Origin of the sequence: Mucilaginibacter agri (assembly GCF_009928685.1) — a bacterium.
Lineage (GTDB): Bacteria > Bacteroidota > Bacteroidia > Sphingobacteriales > Sphingobacteriaceae > Mucilaginibacter > Mucilaginibacter agri.
On sequence record NZ_WWEO01000042.1, the window covers coordinates 238,014 to 255,040 of the forward strand.

10 protein-coding genes are annotated in these 17,027 nt (G+C 44.7%); 4 read left to right on the forward strand and 6 right to left on the reverse strand.

The features are described from left to right. Positions 1–7: 7 nt before the first annotated feature. Positions 8–2,398, reverse strand: a complete 2,391-nt coding sequence (locus GSY63_RS11090; RefSeq protein ID WP_166585871.1) for an ABC transporter permease — start codon at positions 2,396–2,398, stop codon at positions 8–10. 271 nt (positions 2,399–2,669) lie between these two features. Here GSY63_RS11090 and GSY63_RS11095 point away from each other — a divergent pair, with 271 nt between their 5' ends. Together GSY63_RS11095 and GSY63_RS11100 are read left to right on the forward strand one after the other, a co-directional pair. Then, positions 2,670–4,667, forward strand: coding sequence for a thioredoxin domain-containing protein (locus GSY63_RS11095; protein ID WP_166585872.1), 1,998 nt, complete (start codon positions 2,670–2,672; stop codon positions 4,665–4,667). A gap of 28 nt (positions 4,668–4,695) precedes the next feature. Further along, the gene (locus GSY63_RS11100; RefSeq protein WP_166585873.1) at positions 4,696–5,193 is read left to right on the forward strand and encodes an FKBP-type peptidyl-prolyl cis-trans isomerase; all 498 of its coding nucleotides are present in this window, start codon (positions 4,696–4,698) and stop codon (positions 5,191–5,193) included. A gap of 51 nt (positions 5,194–5,244) precedes the next feature. Here the strand turns inward: GSY63_RS11100 and GSY63_RS11105 are convergent, their stop codons facing one another. Continuing rightward, entirely contained in the window at positions 5,245–5,937 is a 693-nt protein-coding gene (locus tag GSY63_RS11105) for a toxin-antitoxin system YwqK family antitoxin (RefSeq protein WP_166585874.1), read from the reverse strand. 34 nt (positions 5,938–5,971) lie between these two features. Beyond that, positions 5,972–6,382 carry a PH domain-containing protein gene (locus tag GSY63_RS11110; protein WP_166585875.1) on the reverse strand — a complete coding sequence of 137 codons (411 nt, stop codon included), beginning with the start codon at positions 6,380–6,382 and terminating at the stop codon, positions 5,972–5,974. Positions 6,383–6,449: 67 nt separating this feature from the next. On the opposite strand from GSY63_RS11110, the gene GSY63_RS11115 reads away from it, so the two are divergent. Next, entirely contained in the window at positions 6,450–7,025 is a 576-nt protein-coding gene (locus GSY63_RS11115) for an acyl-CoA thioesterase (RefSeq protein WP_166585876.1), read from the forward strand. 15 nt (positions 7,026–7,040) lie between these two features. Here the strand turns inward: GSY63_RS11115 and treY are convergent, their stop codons facing one another. From treY to glgX, 3 genes are all read right to left on the reverse strand, one after another. After that, positions 7,041–11,264: a malto-oligosyltrehalose synthase gene (gene treY / locus GSY63_RS11120; RefSeq protein WP_166585877.1), complete on the reverse strand. Its 4,224-nt coding sequence runs from the start codon at positions 11,262–11,264 to the stop codon at positions 7,041–7,043. A 101-nt stretch (positions 11,265–11,365) separates the two neighbouring features. After that, complete coding sequence (gene treZ, locus GSY63_RS11125; protein WP_166585878.1) at positions 11,366–13,192, reverse strand: malto-oligosyltrehalose trehalohydrolase; 1,827 nt, start codon at positions 13,190–13,192, stop codon at positions 11,366–11,368. 2 nt (positions 13,193–13,194) lie between these two features. Further along, positions 13,195–15,384 carry a glycogen debranching protein GlgX gene (glgX, locus tag GSY63_RS11130; protein WP_243749209.1) on the reverse strand — a complete coding sequence of 730 codons (2,190 nt, stop codon included), beginning with the start codon at positions 15,382–15,384 and terminating at the stop codon, positions 13,195–13,197. A 100-nt stretch (positions 15,385–15,484) separates the two neighbouring features. Here glgX and GSY63_RS11135 point away from each other — a divergent pair, with 100 nt between their 5' ends. Beyond that, positions 15,485–17,020, forward strand: a complete 1,536-nt coding sequence (locus GSY63_RS11135) for a TolB family protein (protein ID WP_208094520.1) — start codon at positions 15,485–15,487, stop codon at positions 17,018–17,020. Positions 17,021–17,027 lie beyond the last annotated feature (7 nt).

A 17,027-nucleotide genomic window follows, 5' to 3' on the forward strand; every position in this document is an offset into this window, starting at 1 on the left:
GGAGAGGTTATTCACTCCTCAAACTCTTCACCGGATTTGTCAACGCAGCCTTAATGCTTTGATAACTAACTGTAAGTAGTGTAATCACAATAGCTCCAAATGCCGTTACCACAAATACCCACCATGATAACGCAGTATGATAAACATAGTGCTGCAACCAGCCGTGCATAAAATAGTATGCAACGGGAGTAGCAATCATCAAAGCGATGAGGATAAGCATTATAAAATCGTTAGACAGCAAACGCCACAGGCTGAAAACCGTAGCGCCAAGTACTTTGCGTACACCGATTTCTTTGGTGCGTTGCTCGGCCATATAGGATGCCATGCCAAACAAACCCAGGCAGCTGATAAAAATAGCCAGTCCTGCAAACCAACTGGCTAGTTTGCCAACGCGCTCTTCGTCCTCAAATTTTTGGGCATACTCATCATCGGCAAAACGGTACGAGAATGGTGCCGTAGGGGAGTATCTGCTGCAAATGTTTTCTACCTTGCCCAAAGCCTCGTGCACACCCAGTTTGGGATTGATCTTGATGTTTATAAAATAGGCGTCGTCTTCCTTTTTGTTAAAGTAAAAAACGGTTTGCTTGGCCGGCTCGTAGGGCGAATCCATTACCATGTCTTTTACCACGCCAATAACGCGGTGGTCTTTATCCCAAAATCGAACGCGCTGGCCAATCGGATTTTTAAGGTTCATAAATCTGGCAGCGGTTTCGTTAATTACAATGCCCGACGAATCTGTTGCAAACTCCGGCGAAAAATCGCGTCCATCGGTAAATTGCCACCCTACGGTTTTACCGAAGCCCTGCGTTACACCTACCACAGCAAAATCATCTACCAGGCCCGGATCTTTACCCTGCCATTGAAAGCCGCTAGTGTTGTTGCTAACGTGGGTAGTTGAACTGGTAGACTCTGCCACTTCTACAGCTGCGCCCGATTGAATAAGGTCAGTACGCACGGCTTCGAAATGGGTGTGCAGGTCTTTTACCGGCATTGGTATGGCAATTAAACCTTCGCGGTTATAGCCAACAGGACGATTTTTGGCAAACTGGATCTGCTTGAAAACAACGATAGTGCCAATGATTAAAATTACCGAAACCGAAAATTGAAGTACTACCAGCACCTGGCGTGGTACTGCTGCTAACCGTCCCCCTTTAAAGGTTCCTTTTAATACCTTCACCGGCCTGAAAGATGAAAGATACAGAGCCGGGTAGCTGCCCGCCACTAATCCCGTAAACAAACTGAAGCCCAAACCCATCAGCCAAAATGTTGGACTACCCCACAAAATCACAATGTTCTTATCCGCCAGTTGATTAAACATCGGGAGGATTAAAGAAACAAGAACAAGCGCAACTCCAAAGGCAATAATGGCTATTAACACCGATTCGCAATAAAACTGACCGATTAGCTGGCTGCGCAACGAACCCACTGCCTTTCGGATACCGACCTCTTTGGCCCGTTTCTCGCTGCGGGCGGTGCTAAGGTTCATAAAATTAATGCAGGCCAGTAGCAATACAAATAAGCCCACAATGCCAAACATCCATACATATTGTATTTTTCCGCCAACTATAACCCCATTCTTAAATTCAGAATATAAGTGCCATTTGCTCATAGGGTGTAAAAAGATCTGAGGCTTATAGCGGGCGTCTTCCTTACTTAAATGGTTGATCTTAATATCGCGGATCTTTCTCGACACCTTGTCGATATCAGCATTATCTCCCAGCTGCACGTACACACGATACGAGTTGTCGCCCCAATCGGTTGAAGCGCCTTTGCGGATTAAATTATTCATATAATAATCCCATGGGCCAATAAAACTTACATCGATATAATGAAGCGTGGTGTTCTGCGGAAAATCTTCATAAACACCGGCTACTTTAAAGGCCGCTTTATCAATCAACACGGTTTTATCCATCGGATCGGCATCGCCAAACAGCGCCTTGGCTGATGCCTGCGAAAGCAGGATAGAGGTAAGGTCTTTTAATCCATCGCGGTTACCCCTAAGCATTTTAAGAGAAAATATTTCGGTTGCGCTCGGTTGCATAAAACCGCCCGATATGGCCAATTTTTTATCCCCTACATTTAAAATATGCGGCCACACCTGCGATATAATGGCGATACTTTTAAAATCGCTGCTGTAATTTTTTTCGAGCTCGTAACCAAACGGTATGGGTAAGGATCTACTGGTATTAACATCGCCATTATAGGTTTGGTTCTGCATAACCTGGGCAACGCGGTTATAATTATCGTGGTATTTATCAAACGAAAGCTCGTCCCACATCCAAAGGCCAATTAACATGGCTACAGCCATACCAACAGCCAGGCCGCCAATGTTTATCAGAGCCGCAAATTTATTCTTACTGAGGCTTCTCCAGGCAATTTTTAAATAGTTCTTAATCATAACGTTCAGTATATCAGTCCGCGAATATGACAATGCTAAAATAGAAGCTGAAAATATTGTGCCGATGTTTTAAGTTATTGATTATTAGTTTATTATAATGTTTGCATGCAGCCAGGTGTATCAAAAGCGAACGTACATGCGTTCGCTTTTGCAAGGAAGTCGTCGACATCTACTTAGCTTATATTAACAACCAAACCTAATCCTCTCTGTTTATCATGTAAAATAAATTCGAAATCGAACATCCAAATCCCGAAATCAATAGCTTTGCCCCATGAACCGTTTAGCCAATTCTGCATCACCATATTTACTGCAACATGCTAATAATCCCGTCGACTGGTATCCCTGGGGTGCCGAAGCCTTGCAGAAGGCCCGCGACGAAAATAAACTGATTATTGTGAGCATTGGCTACTCGGCCTGCCACTGGTGCCATGTAATGGAACATGAAAGTTTTGAGGATGCGCAGGTGGCGGCTGTAATGAACGATAATTTTGTTTGTATTAAGGTAGACCGCGAAGAACGCCCCGATATAGACCAGATCTATATGAGTGCCGTGCAGTTAATGACCGGCCGTGGAGGCTGGCCGCTTAACTGCATTTGCTTGCCAGATCAACGCCCTATTTATGGAGGTACTTATTTTCGTAAGAGTGACTGGGTGAGCCTGTTGCTTAACCTGGCAGAGTTTTTCCGCGAAAAGCCCGCCGAAGCCGAAGAATATGCCGTGAAACTTACCCAAGGTATTCAGCAATACGAGTCGGTTGATTTTATTACCGAGCAAGCGGAATATACCAAGGCCGATCCGGAGGCTATTGTTACCGCCTGGCGCAAGCACTTTGACCCGAAGGAGGGGGGGATGAACTACGCACCGAAATTCCCGATGCCCAATAACTGGCAGTTTTTAATGCGTTACGCCCACCTGATGGAAGACGAAGGTGTTGCCAATGCCGTTAAACTTACGTTGAAGAAAATGGCTTACGGTGGTATCTATGATCATATTGGTGGCGGCTTTGCCCGTTACTCGGTTGATGCCCGCTGGCATGTGCCGCATTTCGAAAAGATGCTTTATGATAATGGCCAGCTCATCAGCCTTTACGCCGAAGCCTATACCTGGAATCCTGACCCTCTTTACAAACAGATAGTTGATGAAACCATCGCCTTTGTTCAGGGCGAACTTACGTCACCAGATAACGGCTATTATTCAGCACTTGACGCTGATAGCGAAGGGGTGGAGGGTAAATTCTATACGTTTACAAAAGCCGAGATAGATGATCTATTGGATGAGGATGCTACGCTATTTTGCATCTACTACAATATAACAGAAGATGGCAACTGGGAGGAAGAAGAAACAAATGTGTTTTTCCGCAAGGATGACGACGCAGAGCTTGCCGGCAAGTTGGGTATGAGTGAAGCCGAGCTGAAAGAGAAAATTGCCACCCTCCGTACCAAAGTATTCGAATCACGCAGCCAACGCATCAGACCGGGACTCGATTATAAAATCATCGCTTCATGGAATGGATTGATGCTGAAAGGGCTTTGCGATGCTTATCGCGCGTTTAATAATCCAGCGTATTTAGATCTGGCTATTAAGAATGCCGGGTTTATTCTGAACAACCTGGTTGATGATAAAGGCAAGTTGATCCGTATCCATCAATCAACTAACCCGATCGCCTTTTTAGATGACTATGCTAACGTGATCGATGCATTGATAGCGTTATACGAGGTAACATTCGACATCAAATGGTTGCAACAAGCCCATGAGTTTACAGGCCTGGCAATTGAGCTTTATTACGACGAGGCGGAAGGCATGTTCTTTTACACGGCCGCGGATAACGAACAACTAATTGCCCGCAAAAGCGAAATTATGGATGGAGTGATACCTGCATCTAACTCAGTAATGGCGCGGGACCTTAAAAAGCTGGGATTATTGTTTGAAGAGGAGCAGTATAACGCCATTGCCGCCCAACTGCTGCGCAACCTGATGCCTTACATGGCCAAGTACGGTTCTGTATATTCTAACTGGGCTATGCTTTTGCTGGAAGAGGTGTTTGGGACTTACGAGGTTGCCATAACGGGTGTTAATGCAGATAAAACCCGCATCGAATTCGAAGAAAATTACATACCTAACAAAATTATGTTGGGAGGTAGCGAGGAAAACCTACCTTTGTTACAAGGCAGAATTGGTGATACCACCCGCATATTTATCTGTAAAGATAAAACCTGTGGTTTACCTGCCGAAGATGTTATGCAGGCACTAAAACAAATTACTGCGTAAAAAGCTTATTCAATAAAATATTTAACTAATGAAAATCGAGCCTCAACACGTCGTATCATTAACGTATAATTTATATGTTGATCAGGATGGCACTGAAAACCTTGTAGAAAAAACAACCGAAGAGCAACCATTAACATTTTTGTTTGGTGCAGGTCAAATGCTGCCACGCTTCGAAGAAAACTTGTCGACCTTATCAACCGGCGACGCGTTCGACTTTCGTTTGCCTGCCGGCGATGCTTACGGCGAATATGACGACGAAGCTGTTGCAAACCTGCCAAAAGAAATGTTTGCAGGCCAGGACATGCCAGAGGTAGGCAGCATTCTGCCGTTGCAAGATAACCAGGGCAACCGTTTCCAGGGACAGGTTGTATCTGTAGTAGAAGATGCAGTTATTGTTGACCTTAACCACCCAATGGCTGGGCAGGAATTGCACTTTACCGGTAACATATTAAATGTACGCCCGGCTACCCCAGAAGAGCTGTCGCACGGACATGCCCACGGACCAGACGGACATCACCATCATTAATAAAAAGAAAGCCCTCGCAAAACGAGGGCTCTTTTTATATCATAATTTGTCTCAATATAAATTCAATTCGCCCCGTACATCTAAAAAGCAACGGATAAATATCTGACAGGCTATCGGCTGCCCGTTAACCGTTGCCGGGATAAAAGTTTTGTCCTCTTCACTTAGCAAATCAATATTAAGCCGCACTTTACGGTCGTAATTATTAACCGGGGCACGAAAGTGTACCACATAATCAGCTAATCGTCCACCCGGGCTAACCAGTAGTTCCATTGTTACAATAACGGCTTCGTTATCAATGCCCTGCATGTCTTTCGGTAGCCTGAAAAGGCCGGCATAATTAAGAAATCCATAGAAGCGGTCGCCGATAATTACGGGCTTGGTAGTATGGTCGGTGTCGGTGAGCAATTTGTCCACAATATACTTGCAATTGGAGGTGCTGTCTTCCGGCGCTTCGTAGGTTAAAGTTTGGGTGGTATAGTTGTAGCGCTGCAGCAAATGATTGGCAGTGTCATAGAAGTTCCAATAGCCGGTTTTTTTGTTGTTGCTGTATCTGCCAATTGCCAGTGCGGTTTTATTGTCTATAAGCGCCTGGTAAAGGCCTTCGCGTATGCTGTTGTCACTTTTTAAAACAGTGATACGTTCTTTTACACCGCTGGGGAGTTTGCTTTTAATAACAACAGTTTCTTGTGCTGAACAGAATAGTGGCAAAGAAAAGGCGAACAGGTAAATAAAAATATGCTTCACAATTACGGGATGTTAGTAGGCCAAAATTAACATACTATACTTCACTAACAATAGCGGGGTTAATTTGCTTAAGGGTTTCTATAAAATCTTCTTTATTTTTTGGAGAGATGATTACGCTATCGTAAGTGTTATAAAATATCTCAATACGATCAAACGATAAGGCAGGCGCACTCAGGATACTATGGTTGGGTTCTATCGACTTAATTTTGGCGATTTCGATGTTCTTATTAATTATAAACCCGCTTCTTACATTTAGTATAGTGTCTGTTATGCGGTAGCGGGTGATAAATATCATCGGTATAATTAAAAATACCGAAACCGTGCCCACCACAATCACACCGGCCCATTGTCCTTCTATTACTGCTCTGCTTATAAAATAAGTGATGAAAGCTATCAGCGGTAGATATACCCAATAGTTAATTTTAGATGGATACGTTTTGGTCATAGTGTAAATATATGTTTTTAGCAATATCCTTTAATTTGAAACCAGCTTTTATCTGTTAAATTTGATTATGCAAGATACTCCGGAATTTAGAACCATTAAGTTTTCGCAAACTACCCTAACCGAACTGATGATACCTTCGTACGCCAATTTTGGCGGCAAAATACACGGGGGAATCTTATTATCACTAATGGACAAAGTTGCTTACGTATGCGCTGCCAAGCATGCGGGTAATTATTGCGTAACGGCATCTATTGATGGTGTTGATTTTCTGGAGCCGGTAGAAGTAGGAGAGATCGTATCCTTAATGGCCTCGGTAAATTACACCGGTAATACCTCGCTTGTGGTAGGCATACGTGTAATTTCGGAAAACGTAAAAACCAACGTAGTTAAGCATACCAACACCAGCTATTTTACCATGGTGGCCAAAGATGAGCATAACCGCCCCGCCCAGGTACCCGGTTTAATTGTCGAGAACCGCGAACAGGTGAGGCGTTTTATAGAAGCCATCCAAAGAAAAAAGTTGAAACAAAACTACAAACATGAGTCTCGCCATATTAAAGTGCCTAACGATCCCGAAAAGCTACTCAATCTGCTCAAAGGCGAGCGCTGCGTACTGGAACGAAAGGCTATTATTAAGCACTAGGTATTGCTGCGTTTTTTACTGCCTGTTATATATTTTTACCAGTTTAAGCAAGTTGGCCACTGTATCATCCTCAACCAATTTGGGCAGCAATCGCCATAGCCAGTTGTTTTCTGCATGGGCCGGGTTGTTCATCCGTGATTTTTCATCCAGGCCCAACACATCCTGCATTGGGATTATAGCTACTTTAGCTGTTGAAGCATAGGCCATTTTAGTTAATATCTTATGGATATTCTTCGATTTCACAGGTTTGTCGGTGTAAGCCTTTAACCGCTCAATAGTTTGTTTATCTATATTGGTATTGTACCAGCCAACGGTGGTATTATTATCATGGGTGCCTGTGTATACCAGGAAGTTTGTATCGTAATTATGGGGAATATATATCGATTGCTCCATGCCCTCACCAAATGCAAATTGCAGCACCTTCATACCCGGCATTTCGAACTCATCGCGCAGTTCGAAAACCGGGGCATCAACATCGCCCAGATCTTCGGCTACAAATGGTAAACTGCCAAGTGCTTGCTGCATTCTTTTAAAGAAATCCGGCCCCGGACCTTGCATCCAACGCCCGTTTCTGGCGGTTTTTTCTCCCGCGGGGACCTCCCAATACGCTGAGAATGCGCGAAAGTGATCAAGCCTTAGCAGATCAAACAGTTCCATGTTTTTACGTAAGCGATTTATCCACCATTGGAAGCCATCTTGTTTAAGCGCCTTCCACCGATAGACAGGCATGCCCCAAAGCTGGCCATCGGCGTTGAAATAATCGGGTGGTACGCCTGCAATACCAGCCATGCCGCCTTGTTTATCCAAAGCAAAAAACTGCTGATTAGCCCAAACATCGGCCGAATCATAACTCACATAAAAAGGCAGATCGCCCAAAAGCTTAATGTTGAGGGTATGGCAATAATCTTTAAGCTGATACCATTGCCTGTAAAATATGAATTGAAGCCATTTAATTTTGTTGATGGCCTGGGTATGCCGCCCGGCAAAGCGGGTTAACGCTGGTGTATGCCTTGTTTTGAATGATTTGTTCCATTGATACCAGGGTTGCCCGTCGTGGTTTTCTCTTAACGCTGCGTATAATGCAAAATCATCTAACCAGTAACTTTGTTTGACGGAGAAGTCTGCAAACTCCTTTTTCAGCACTTTGAAATCGTTGCGATAAAAATTTTCATAGGCCCTTTCAAATAGCTCGTGTTTAAGGTCTTCTACATTTTGGTACTCAACCTTATCCGTTTGGGGTAGATGAAAATTATGCAGTTCATCCTCGTCCAATAAACCATCTTTAGCCAATAAAACCGGACTAATTAACAACACATTACCCGCCATGCTGCTTAGCGAACTATATGGCGAGTAATTCTGATCTGCCCCTATCGGGTTCAGCGGTAGTAGCTGCCAATACTTTTGCCCGCTCTCACTTAGAAAATTAGCGAAGGTTCTCGCGCCCGGTCCCATGTCGCCAATGCCAAATGCCGATGGCAGGGAGGTAATATGCATTAAAATGCCCGCTCCACGATCATTGTCTGCTTGTTCAGCGTGCAGTATCGCAAAAGGCATTTCGCCGAAGATTTCGGCCAGCAATACACCATCCTGCTCAATCTTTCCTTTCAGGTTTAACCATTGATGCTGCCATTTTGCAGGAGCTTCGTCAGGTAATACAATCCGGGTATCACGCCAATCGAGGCCTGTAATGTCTTTCTGTTGCGCTTTGCAAATGCCCGCGGTATATAGGGGAGCCGCAACAATTAGCCACTGATTTTGGTATCTGCGTGCAAATGCCAGCACATTATCTTTATAAACACCTTTTACTTTTAAAGGTAGATATTCGCCCTTGGAAAATAGATCTGCATAGGTCTTCCGCACAGTAAACAGTTTTTGGGTAAGCCAAAGTTTAATGTGCCCACTATACCGATCGGCCCATAACTGGCTAAGCGCTTCTACCACATCTTCAGGAAGTTTTTTATTCAGTAATCTGTTCCGAAGCTGATAATCAACTGGTCGGCGGTTGTCGGGGTCTACCAAACTTAAGTCCCACAATTCACAACCCTGATAAACATCGGGTACACCCGGGCAGGTAAATTTAAGTAGTAGCTGTGCTAGCGAATTGATGATGCCCTGGTCAGCAATATCTTGATGAAATTGTTGAAAGGTTTGCCAGAAATCGCTTTGTTTATCTAATAGCGCGGCTGCGAAATCGATCGTTGCTTTTTCATATTCTTCATTAGGTTGCGCCCAGTTAGAGTTTACCTTGCCTTCGCGCAAAGCCTTGACCAAATATTCGCTCAGGCGATTGCCAAAGTTATCCTCATCAGCACCGGGCATAGGGTAGGCGCCCGCGATTGTTTGATAAATAAAGTATCTATCGTTGGCCGTAGGTATAGCTGTTGCTGCTTCCTGATAAGGTTTTTCCCAGTGTTTAACGGCGTCTATCCATTCTTGGGGCAACGCGGTGAGCACGTTAAGCCTGGCCCGTACATCTTCGCCGCGTTTAGTATCATGGGTAGATGTGGCATTGATAGAAAGCAGCCATTGTTTTTGCCGCTGCTTCATTAATTTATGAAACGTTTTTGCCGGTAAGCCAAACGCATCCGGAGCGTCGCCCACCTCGTTATGGCCGGCAAAGCGATTGTAGGTATACATCAGCGTATCTTCAACCCCCTTAGCCATCAGCGGACCGGAAAATTGCATTAGCCGCTGATAAAATCTTAACACACGCTGATTGTAGCCAGCCCGGTTCTCGTAAGGCTTTTGCAACAACACGTTATCAAGTAATTCGCAGGCTGGTTTCAGCTCCTTATTTTCCTTAACAACTGCGTTTAAAATGGCTTGTATGTTTTCTGCCTCAATTGATTTAAGTGGCAGACGGTTGCCGTAATAGCGATAAACCGGGCAGTGGATTAATAATTGGGCAATAACCTGCCTTAAATTATTTCTACCAACTGCTTTCAGCGTCCGTTCGTCGGTTAATTTTAGTTTGATAAAATAGTTAACCAGGTTAGTTAATTCGCCTTGCATGTTGGCCGAAAGGATATTGGCCTTTTTTACTTCAATTTGTTTATGTACAGGTTGTTGGTCGCCGCTTAGTTCTTCATAAAAGCTGTTGAATTTTTTAAGCGAAGAGCCGTCGGACAAAAGGTTATTTACCTGGGCTAAAAAGTCGTAACCGGTGTTGCCTTGTAAAGGCCACTGCGATGGCATCGTTTCACCCTGTTCCAATATCTTTTCGGCGACAATGTAGGTGTCATCCCCGGCTAACTCGCGCAGGTTATTCAAGTAGCCCTCGGGATCGTAAAGACCATCGATATGATCTATTCTCAAGCCATGAAAAACGCCTTCGTCCACCAGTTGTTTAATCATGCGGTGGTAGTGCTCAAATACATCCGGCTTTTGAATGTTGAGGCACATAAGGCTATTCACTGTAAAAAAGCGTCGGTAGTTAATATTGGAATCTGTTTCCTGCCAGCTGCAAAGGCGATAGTTTTGCTGGGCTGCAAATTGGCCAAGCAAGTCTAAGTTGTTATTGATGGAATCGAGAGAGTCATTCAAATAATCTTTAGCCTCGGCCTGTTTAAGCACATTGTTAAACTTAACCAACCATGCCGACCATTTTAAGGCGAAGCGCTTATCGTCGCGGCTTCTTAAAGTTGCGTTTATCTCCGCTACGAGTGGTTTTAAGTTTGCAGGTAATTCGTCATCATCATTATGTAATATTGCGGTGTAGCTCTGCAGGCTCAAAGGCCAGCTATTGTCGAAGTATTGGAATACCAGTTGTTTGTTTTTATAAGCAATTTTAAGTTCGCCGTTTTCAATTATCTCTGCTAGCGGGTTCCCTAAAAACGGCATCATAATTTGCGCATCAGGAAAGAGTTCGCTGGCTAATCCGGTATCAAAAAAGTTAGCGTAAAGTGATCGTTTGCCTTTCTCCAATACATCCATTAACCACGGGTTATGGGCATGCACCCCCATATGATTAGGAACGATGTCTTGTAGCCAGCCTATTTGTTGATCCTGAAGTTTCTTACTGATGGTTCTCAACTGTTTTTCTGTACCAATTTCGGGATCGATGCGATTGGGGTTAACGCCATCATATCCATGTGCACTACCGGGAGTTGATTCAAAAATAGGCGAAGCATAAATAGTGCTTACACCTAATTTTTGCAAATAGGCTATGATCTTTTCAAAATCAGCGAAAGAGAATTGTTGATGGAATTGGAGTCGATATGTGGCAATAGGATTATACATGATGATGTTAGGCTGTTATATTGAATAAATCAAATTGGAGGATGGGTGGTGTGATGGGGGAGATTCCTGGCGTAGACGACCCACCCCAATGAACTCAGCCATCATCCAATACAATAAATTAGTGCCGATTGTGGCTGCATGCTTACTGTTGAATTTGAATCTGCAATTTCCGGGCTCTTTGCCGGCCCGTTCCAATCGGGGTCGGCGGAATCCAGTTGTTTTACCCATTTTCTGTCGGTTGCGGGTAGTGAAACTTGTTGAATTTCGTTCGAAAAGTTCATCAACGCTACCATGTATTCGCCCTGAAACCAACGTTGTACCGTTAGTACTTGGATAGTTTTATCTGCCGATGCTTTAACCTGGTTTCGATGAAGATTTGACATTACCGAAAGGTATTTACGCAGGCTGATGAGCTTTTTATAATAAGCCAGCATAGTTTTATGCGGCTCTTCATCTATCAATTGCCATTGTAGTTTCGAATGCGTAAAAGTTTCTTCGCTCATCGGGTCGGGTGCTTCACCCTCGGCATGGAAGGCTGCAAATTCAGCTTTGCGGCCTTTGCGTACAGCCTCGGCCAATTCTGGATCGGTATGGCTTACAAAATATTGGAACGGGTTTGATTCTGCCCACTCTTCGCCCATAAAGAGCATCGGTACAAAAGGAGAAACGAATACGGCAGTTGCCATTAGCTTCTGCATTTCGAAACTAAATAGTTGGCTGCTCCGCTCGCCCGGCATACGGTTACCTACTTGGTCGTGGTTTTGTGAGAATACAATAAACTGCTCACCCGGATTATCCGTTTTTACCCCAAAGTTTTTGTGCCGGTGGTCGGAGAATTGGCCGTTATAAACATAGGCGTCATTATAGGCCTTAGCTAAATGTTCAATGCCGTTAAAATCTGCGTAATAACCGCTGATCTCACCGCCTGCAGTAACGCGTAAAGCATGGTGAAACTCATCAATCCATTGGGCATCCATCCCAAATCCACCTTTATCAAGCGGGTTGATAAACCGGGTATCGTTTAGGTCGCACTCTGCAATAAGATTAAAGTGACGACCAGTTTGCCTACTCAGTTGTTCAGTATATTGTTTAATGTCGGCCAACAAATGCTGTGGACTAAAATCTTTAATGGCATGTACTGCATCTAACCGCAAGGCATCGATATGGAAATCCCGGAACCACATCAGAGCGTTTTCTATAAAATACCGGCGCACGGCATCGCACCAGGCATCATCGTAGTTAATGGCATTACCCCAGGGGGTATGATATTTATCGGTAAAATAGGCGCCATACTCGCCGAAGTAATTACCCTCCGGGCCGATGTGATTGTAAACTACATCAAGTACAACAGCGATGCCTTTTTTATGACAGGCGTTAACCAAATGCTGTAAGGCTTTTGCACCTCCATAACTGTTTTGAACCGCAAAAGGATATACACCATCATACCCCCAATTGCGTTCACCTGCGAATTGAGCCACCGGCATAATCTCAATAGCATTAATGCCCAATTGTTTCAGATAGTCGAGCTTGCTTTCTATACCCTCAAAAGTTCCTTCGGGAGTAAATGTACCGGTATGGAGCTCATATATAATGTAGTTGCTCATGGCCGTATTATGCCAATGCTCATCCGTCCAACTAAAAGCACTCAGGTCGATAACTTGTGAGGCCTCGTGCACACCCTTAGGCTGGCTCAACGATGCAGGGTCGGGCAAAAATTTCTCCCTGTCGAGTACAAAGCGATACAGATCGCCCTCTTTAAGCTGATCTGTTTGTAACGACCAGTAGCCATGCGCTTCCGCTTGCATAGGTAAGTCTACACGTCCTTCGCAAATGCGAAGGCTAACCTGCTGGGCTTTAGGTGCCCAAACCAGCGCATCAACACCTTTGTTATTAATGTTAACGCCAATTGTCCTTCTTGCCGTTTCCATGGTTATGTATGAATTAAGGGGTGGTGCAACAGTATTATGGAGCGTCCATCTACCTTAATTGTTTGTTCTGCAGTATACTTGTCGGCGTCTTCTACAAAATCTTTACTGGTGTCTAATGCTACAATCCAGTCTTTTGCATACTCATTTGCAGGAAGCTTGTAATCCAACGGCTGATCGTGAGCATTAAAGATCACGTAGAAATTATCGTCGATAATCTGTTCGCCTTTAGCGTTGCGCCAACGAAGCGCCTTGCCGTTCATAAACACAGCCAGTGATTTAGCAAAGTCGTGATTCCAGTGCTCATCATTCATTTGCTCTCCCGATGGCAAGAACCAGGCTATATCATCCAGCCCGCCTTCTTTAACAGGTGCTCCCCTAAACCATCTGCGGCGACCGAACGCGGGGTGTTTGTGTCGTAAATGAATCAGTTTTTGAGTAAAGGCCAGCAGATCTTTGTCGGCTTTCTCCCAGTTTAACCATGAGATTTCGTTATCCTGGCAGTAAGCATTGTTATTACCCTGCTGGGTTCGGCTTATCTCATCGCCGGCCACCAGCATAGGTACCCCTTGCGATAAGAATAGCGTGGTTAAGAAATTTCGTTTCTGACGCTCGCGTAATTGGTTAATAGCTTCGTCTTCAGTTTCGCCCTCGGCACCACAGTTCCATGATCTGTTGTGGCTTTCGCCATCGTTATTTTCTTCGCCGTTGGCCTCGTTATGCTTGTCGTTATAACTTACCAGATCATTAAGGGTGAAACCGTCGTGTGCAGTAATAAAGTTGATGCTTGCTGTAGGTCGCCGGAATTCGTCGCGGTAAAGATCAGAGCTACCTGTAAAGCGTTCGGCAAACTCAGCCAGCTGGCTATCTGCTCCACGCCAGTAATCGCGGATACAGTCGCGGTATTTGCCATTCCACTCGCCCCAGCCAGCCGGAAACTTACCTACCTGGTAACCGCCTTCGCCAATATCCCAGGGTTCAGCAATAAGCTTAACCTGCGATATAATAGGATCCTGGTGGATAATATCGAAGAATGCGCTTAAGCGGTTAACCTCATGCAGCTCACGAGCCAGCGTAGCAGCCAGATCAAACCTAAACCCATCCACATGCATTTCGGTTATCCAGTAGCGTAGGCTATCCATAATTAAACGCAACACGCCCGGCAGGTTGGCATTAAGGGTGTTGCCCGTGCCGGTGTAATCCATGTAGAAACGTTTGTTATCGTCGACCAGGCGGTAGTAGCTTTCATTATCAACGCCTCTGAAAGAGATGGTCGGCCCCATTTGGTTGCCCTCCGCGGTATGATTGTAAACCACATCCAGTATCACTTCGATACCCGCCTTATGCAGTTCCTTTACCATGTTTTTAAACTCGGTAACCTGCTCGCCTGCAATGCCATTACAGCAATACAAAACTTCGGGGGCAAAGTATCCTATAGTATTATATCCCCAGTAATTTGTAAGTCCTTTTTCTTTCAAATGCCGGTCTGCTAAAAAGTGGTGAACCGGCATCAGCTCCAGGGTGGTTATGCCCAGGTCTTTCAAATATTTTATGGTAGAGGGATGCCCTATAGCAGCATAGCTACCCCGCATGTGTTCGGGTATGTCGGGATTAAGTTTGGTGAAACCGCGTACATGTGCTTCATATATTACGGTATCGGTATAAGGGATTTTTAATTGTTTATCGCCCTCCCAGTCGAAAGCGGGATCAACAACTACACTTTTGGGCAGATAAGGTGCACTGTCTGTTTTGCTGAAACTCAGGTCCTCGTCCGGGCTGCCCAATTCGTATCCAAATAGCGAGTCGTGCCATTCTATTGGTCCGGCAATGGCTTTAGCGTAGGGGTCTATCAGCAATTTATTAGCATTAAAACGCTGACCATTCTCGGGTTCGTAGGGTCCATCTACCCGGAAGCCGTATAACTGCCCGGGTTTAAGATCGGGTATGAAAACATGCCATATCTGGTGTGTGCGTTCAATCATGTCCACCTTGGCATATTCAATTTCGTCATTAGGGGTTTTAAACAGGCAGACTTCCACTTTAGTGGCCTTGTCGGCATATAAGGCAAAATTTACACCATTGCCTTTCCAGGTTGCGCCAAGCGGGAAGGGTTCTCCAGGGTAGTTGGTTATCGTCATATATCCATCAATAAATAATGACTGAAAAAGTTTGAACGAAACCGTAATTGCTGACAAAATAGTACACTAAATTAATAGGAATGAGGTATTTGATTGTATGCCGGAATTTTTAACTTAGGCGCAATCAATTACGAGCATACCTAAATTTCAAATTTTTATGAGCAAATCCCTGCGCTGCCTTGTGGCGGGCTTAATGGTTACTGCTGCATGTCAGCTTTCTGCTTATGCACAGAGCGGCCCCGGAATATTTGACGGACAAACCGATGTAGGCCGGGTTAAACATGCCGGAAGTGCTGTTTACAACGCCGCCCTGCAGCAGTATAATATCAAAGGATCGGGTACCAACATTTGGGCAAACCATGACGAATTTCATTTTGTGTGGAAGAAAATGAAAGGCGATTTCCTGCTTCGCACCAACGCCGCTTTTATTGGCAAAGGGGTAGAGCAGCACCGCAAATGGGGCTGGATGGTGCGAACCAGTCTGGATACTGCTTCGGCACATGTTAACGCGGTTGAACATGGCGATGGCTTAACCTCGCTGCAATACCGCCGCACTACAGGTGCTACCACAGAAGAAATTAAATCTAAAATAACGGGTGCTGATGTAATTCAACTGGAACGCCACGGCAATACCTATACCATGTCTGTAGCGCGCAAGGGCAACACTTTTGTAAGCGAAGAGATAAAAGACGTTGACTTGGGCGACGATGTATACGTAGGCTTATTTGTATGCTCGCACAATCCGGATGTTACAGAAGAAGCAGTTTTTAACAATGTGCGCGTTGTTGTTCCTGCCGATAAGACGATGAACGGTTATCAGAAATATATTGGCAGCGCGATAGAAATATTAGATGTGGCTACGCAAAACAGCCGTATCATTTATCAAACGCCAAAATCTCTGCAGGCACCAAATTGGACTAACGATAACAAATCGTTGATCTACAATAAGGAAGGCCTGTTATATAAATATGATCTGAAAACCAACACGCCTGCTGTGCTTAATACAGGTGCTGTTAATCAGAATAATAATGATCACGTGCTTTCTTTCGATGGCAAAATGCTGGCTATTAGTAGCTCTACAACAGGCAGTAATGGTTCTATTGGTTGGGTAGTGCCTGTAACGGGTGGCGAGCCTCGCCGTATGAACGAAGTTGGCCCAAGCTACATGCATGGCTGGTCGCCGGACGGCAAATATTTGGTGTTTACCGGTCAGCGTAATAATGAGTTTGATATTTACCGCATCCCGTCTAAAGGTGGCGAAGAAGTGCGTATGACCACCGCGCCCGGCCTCGACGACGGTCCGGAATATACGCCTGATGGTAAATACATCTACTTTAACTCTGTGCGTAGCGGGCTGATGCAGATCTGGCGCATGAAGCCCGACGGCTCTGAACAAACACAGATCACTCATGATGATTTTAATAACTGGTTTCCGCATATTTCGCCAGATGGCAAATGGATCGTATTTATTACTTTCCTGAAAGATGAAGTTGCAGCCGGAGATCATCCGTTTTACAAACATGTTTACCTGCGCATGTTGCCAATAGAAGGCGGTAGCGAACCTAAAGTGGTTGCTTATTTATATGGTGGCCAGGGTACTATTAATACGCCATCCTGGGCACCAGATAGTAAGCACCTGGCGTTTGTAAGCAACTCACAGTTATTATTTCCAACTTTTCCAATCGAAAAATAATTACCTA

Coding starts and splice junctions, on each gene's coding strand:
- GSY63_RS11110 (WP_166585875.1), bottom strand. CDS start 6,382: ATGACCAAAACGTATCCATCTAAAATTAACTATTGGGTATATCTACCG.
- GSY63_RS11115 (WP_166585876.1), top strand. CDS start 6,450: ATGCAAGATACTCCGGAATTTAGAACCATTAAGTTTTCGCAAACTACC.
- GSY63_RS11135 (WP_208094520.1), top strand. CDS start 15,485: ATGAGCAAATCCCTGCGCTGCCTTGTGGCGGGCTTAATGGTTACTGCT.
- treY (WP_166585877.1), bottom strand. CDS start 11,264: ATGTATAATCCTATTGCCACATATCGACTCCAATTCCATCAACAATTC.
- GSY63_RS11090 (WP_166585871.1), bottom strand. CDS start 2,398: ATGATTAAGAACTATTTAAAAATTGCCTGGAGAAGCCTCAGTAAGAAT.
- GSY63_RS11095 (WP_166585872.1), top strand. CDS start 2,670: ATGAACCGTTTAGCCAATTCTGCATCACCATATTTACTGCAACATGCT.
- GSY63_RS11100 (WP_166585873.1), top strand. CDS start 4,696: ATGAAAATCGAGCCTCAACACGTCGTATCATTAACGTATAATTTATAT.
- treZ (WP_166585878.1), bottom strand. CDS start 13,192: ATGGAAACGGCAAGAAGGACAATTGGCGTTAACATTAATAACAAAGGT.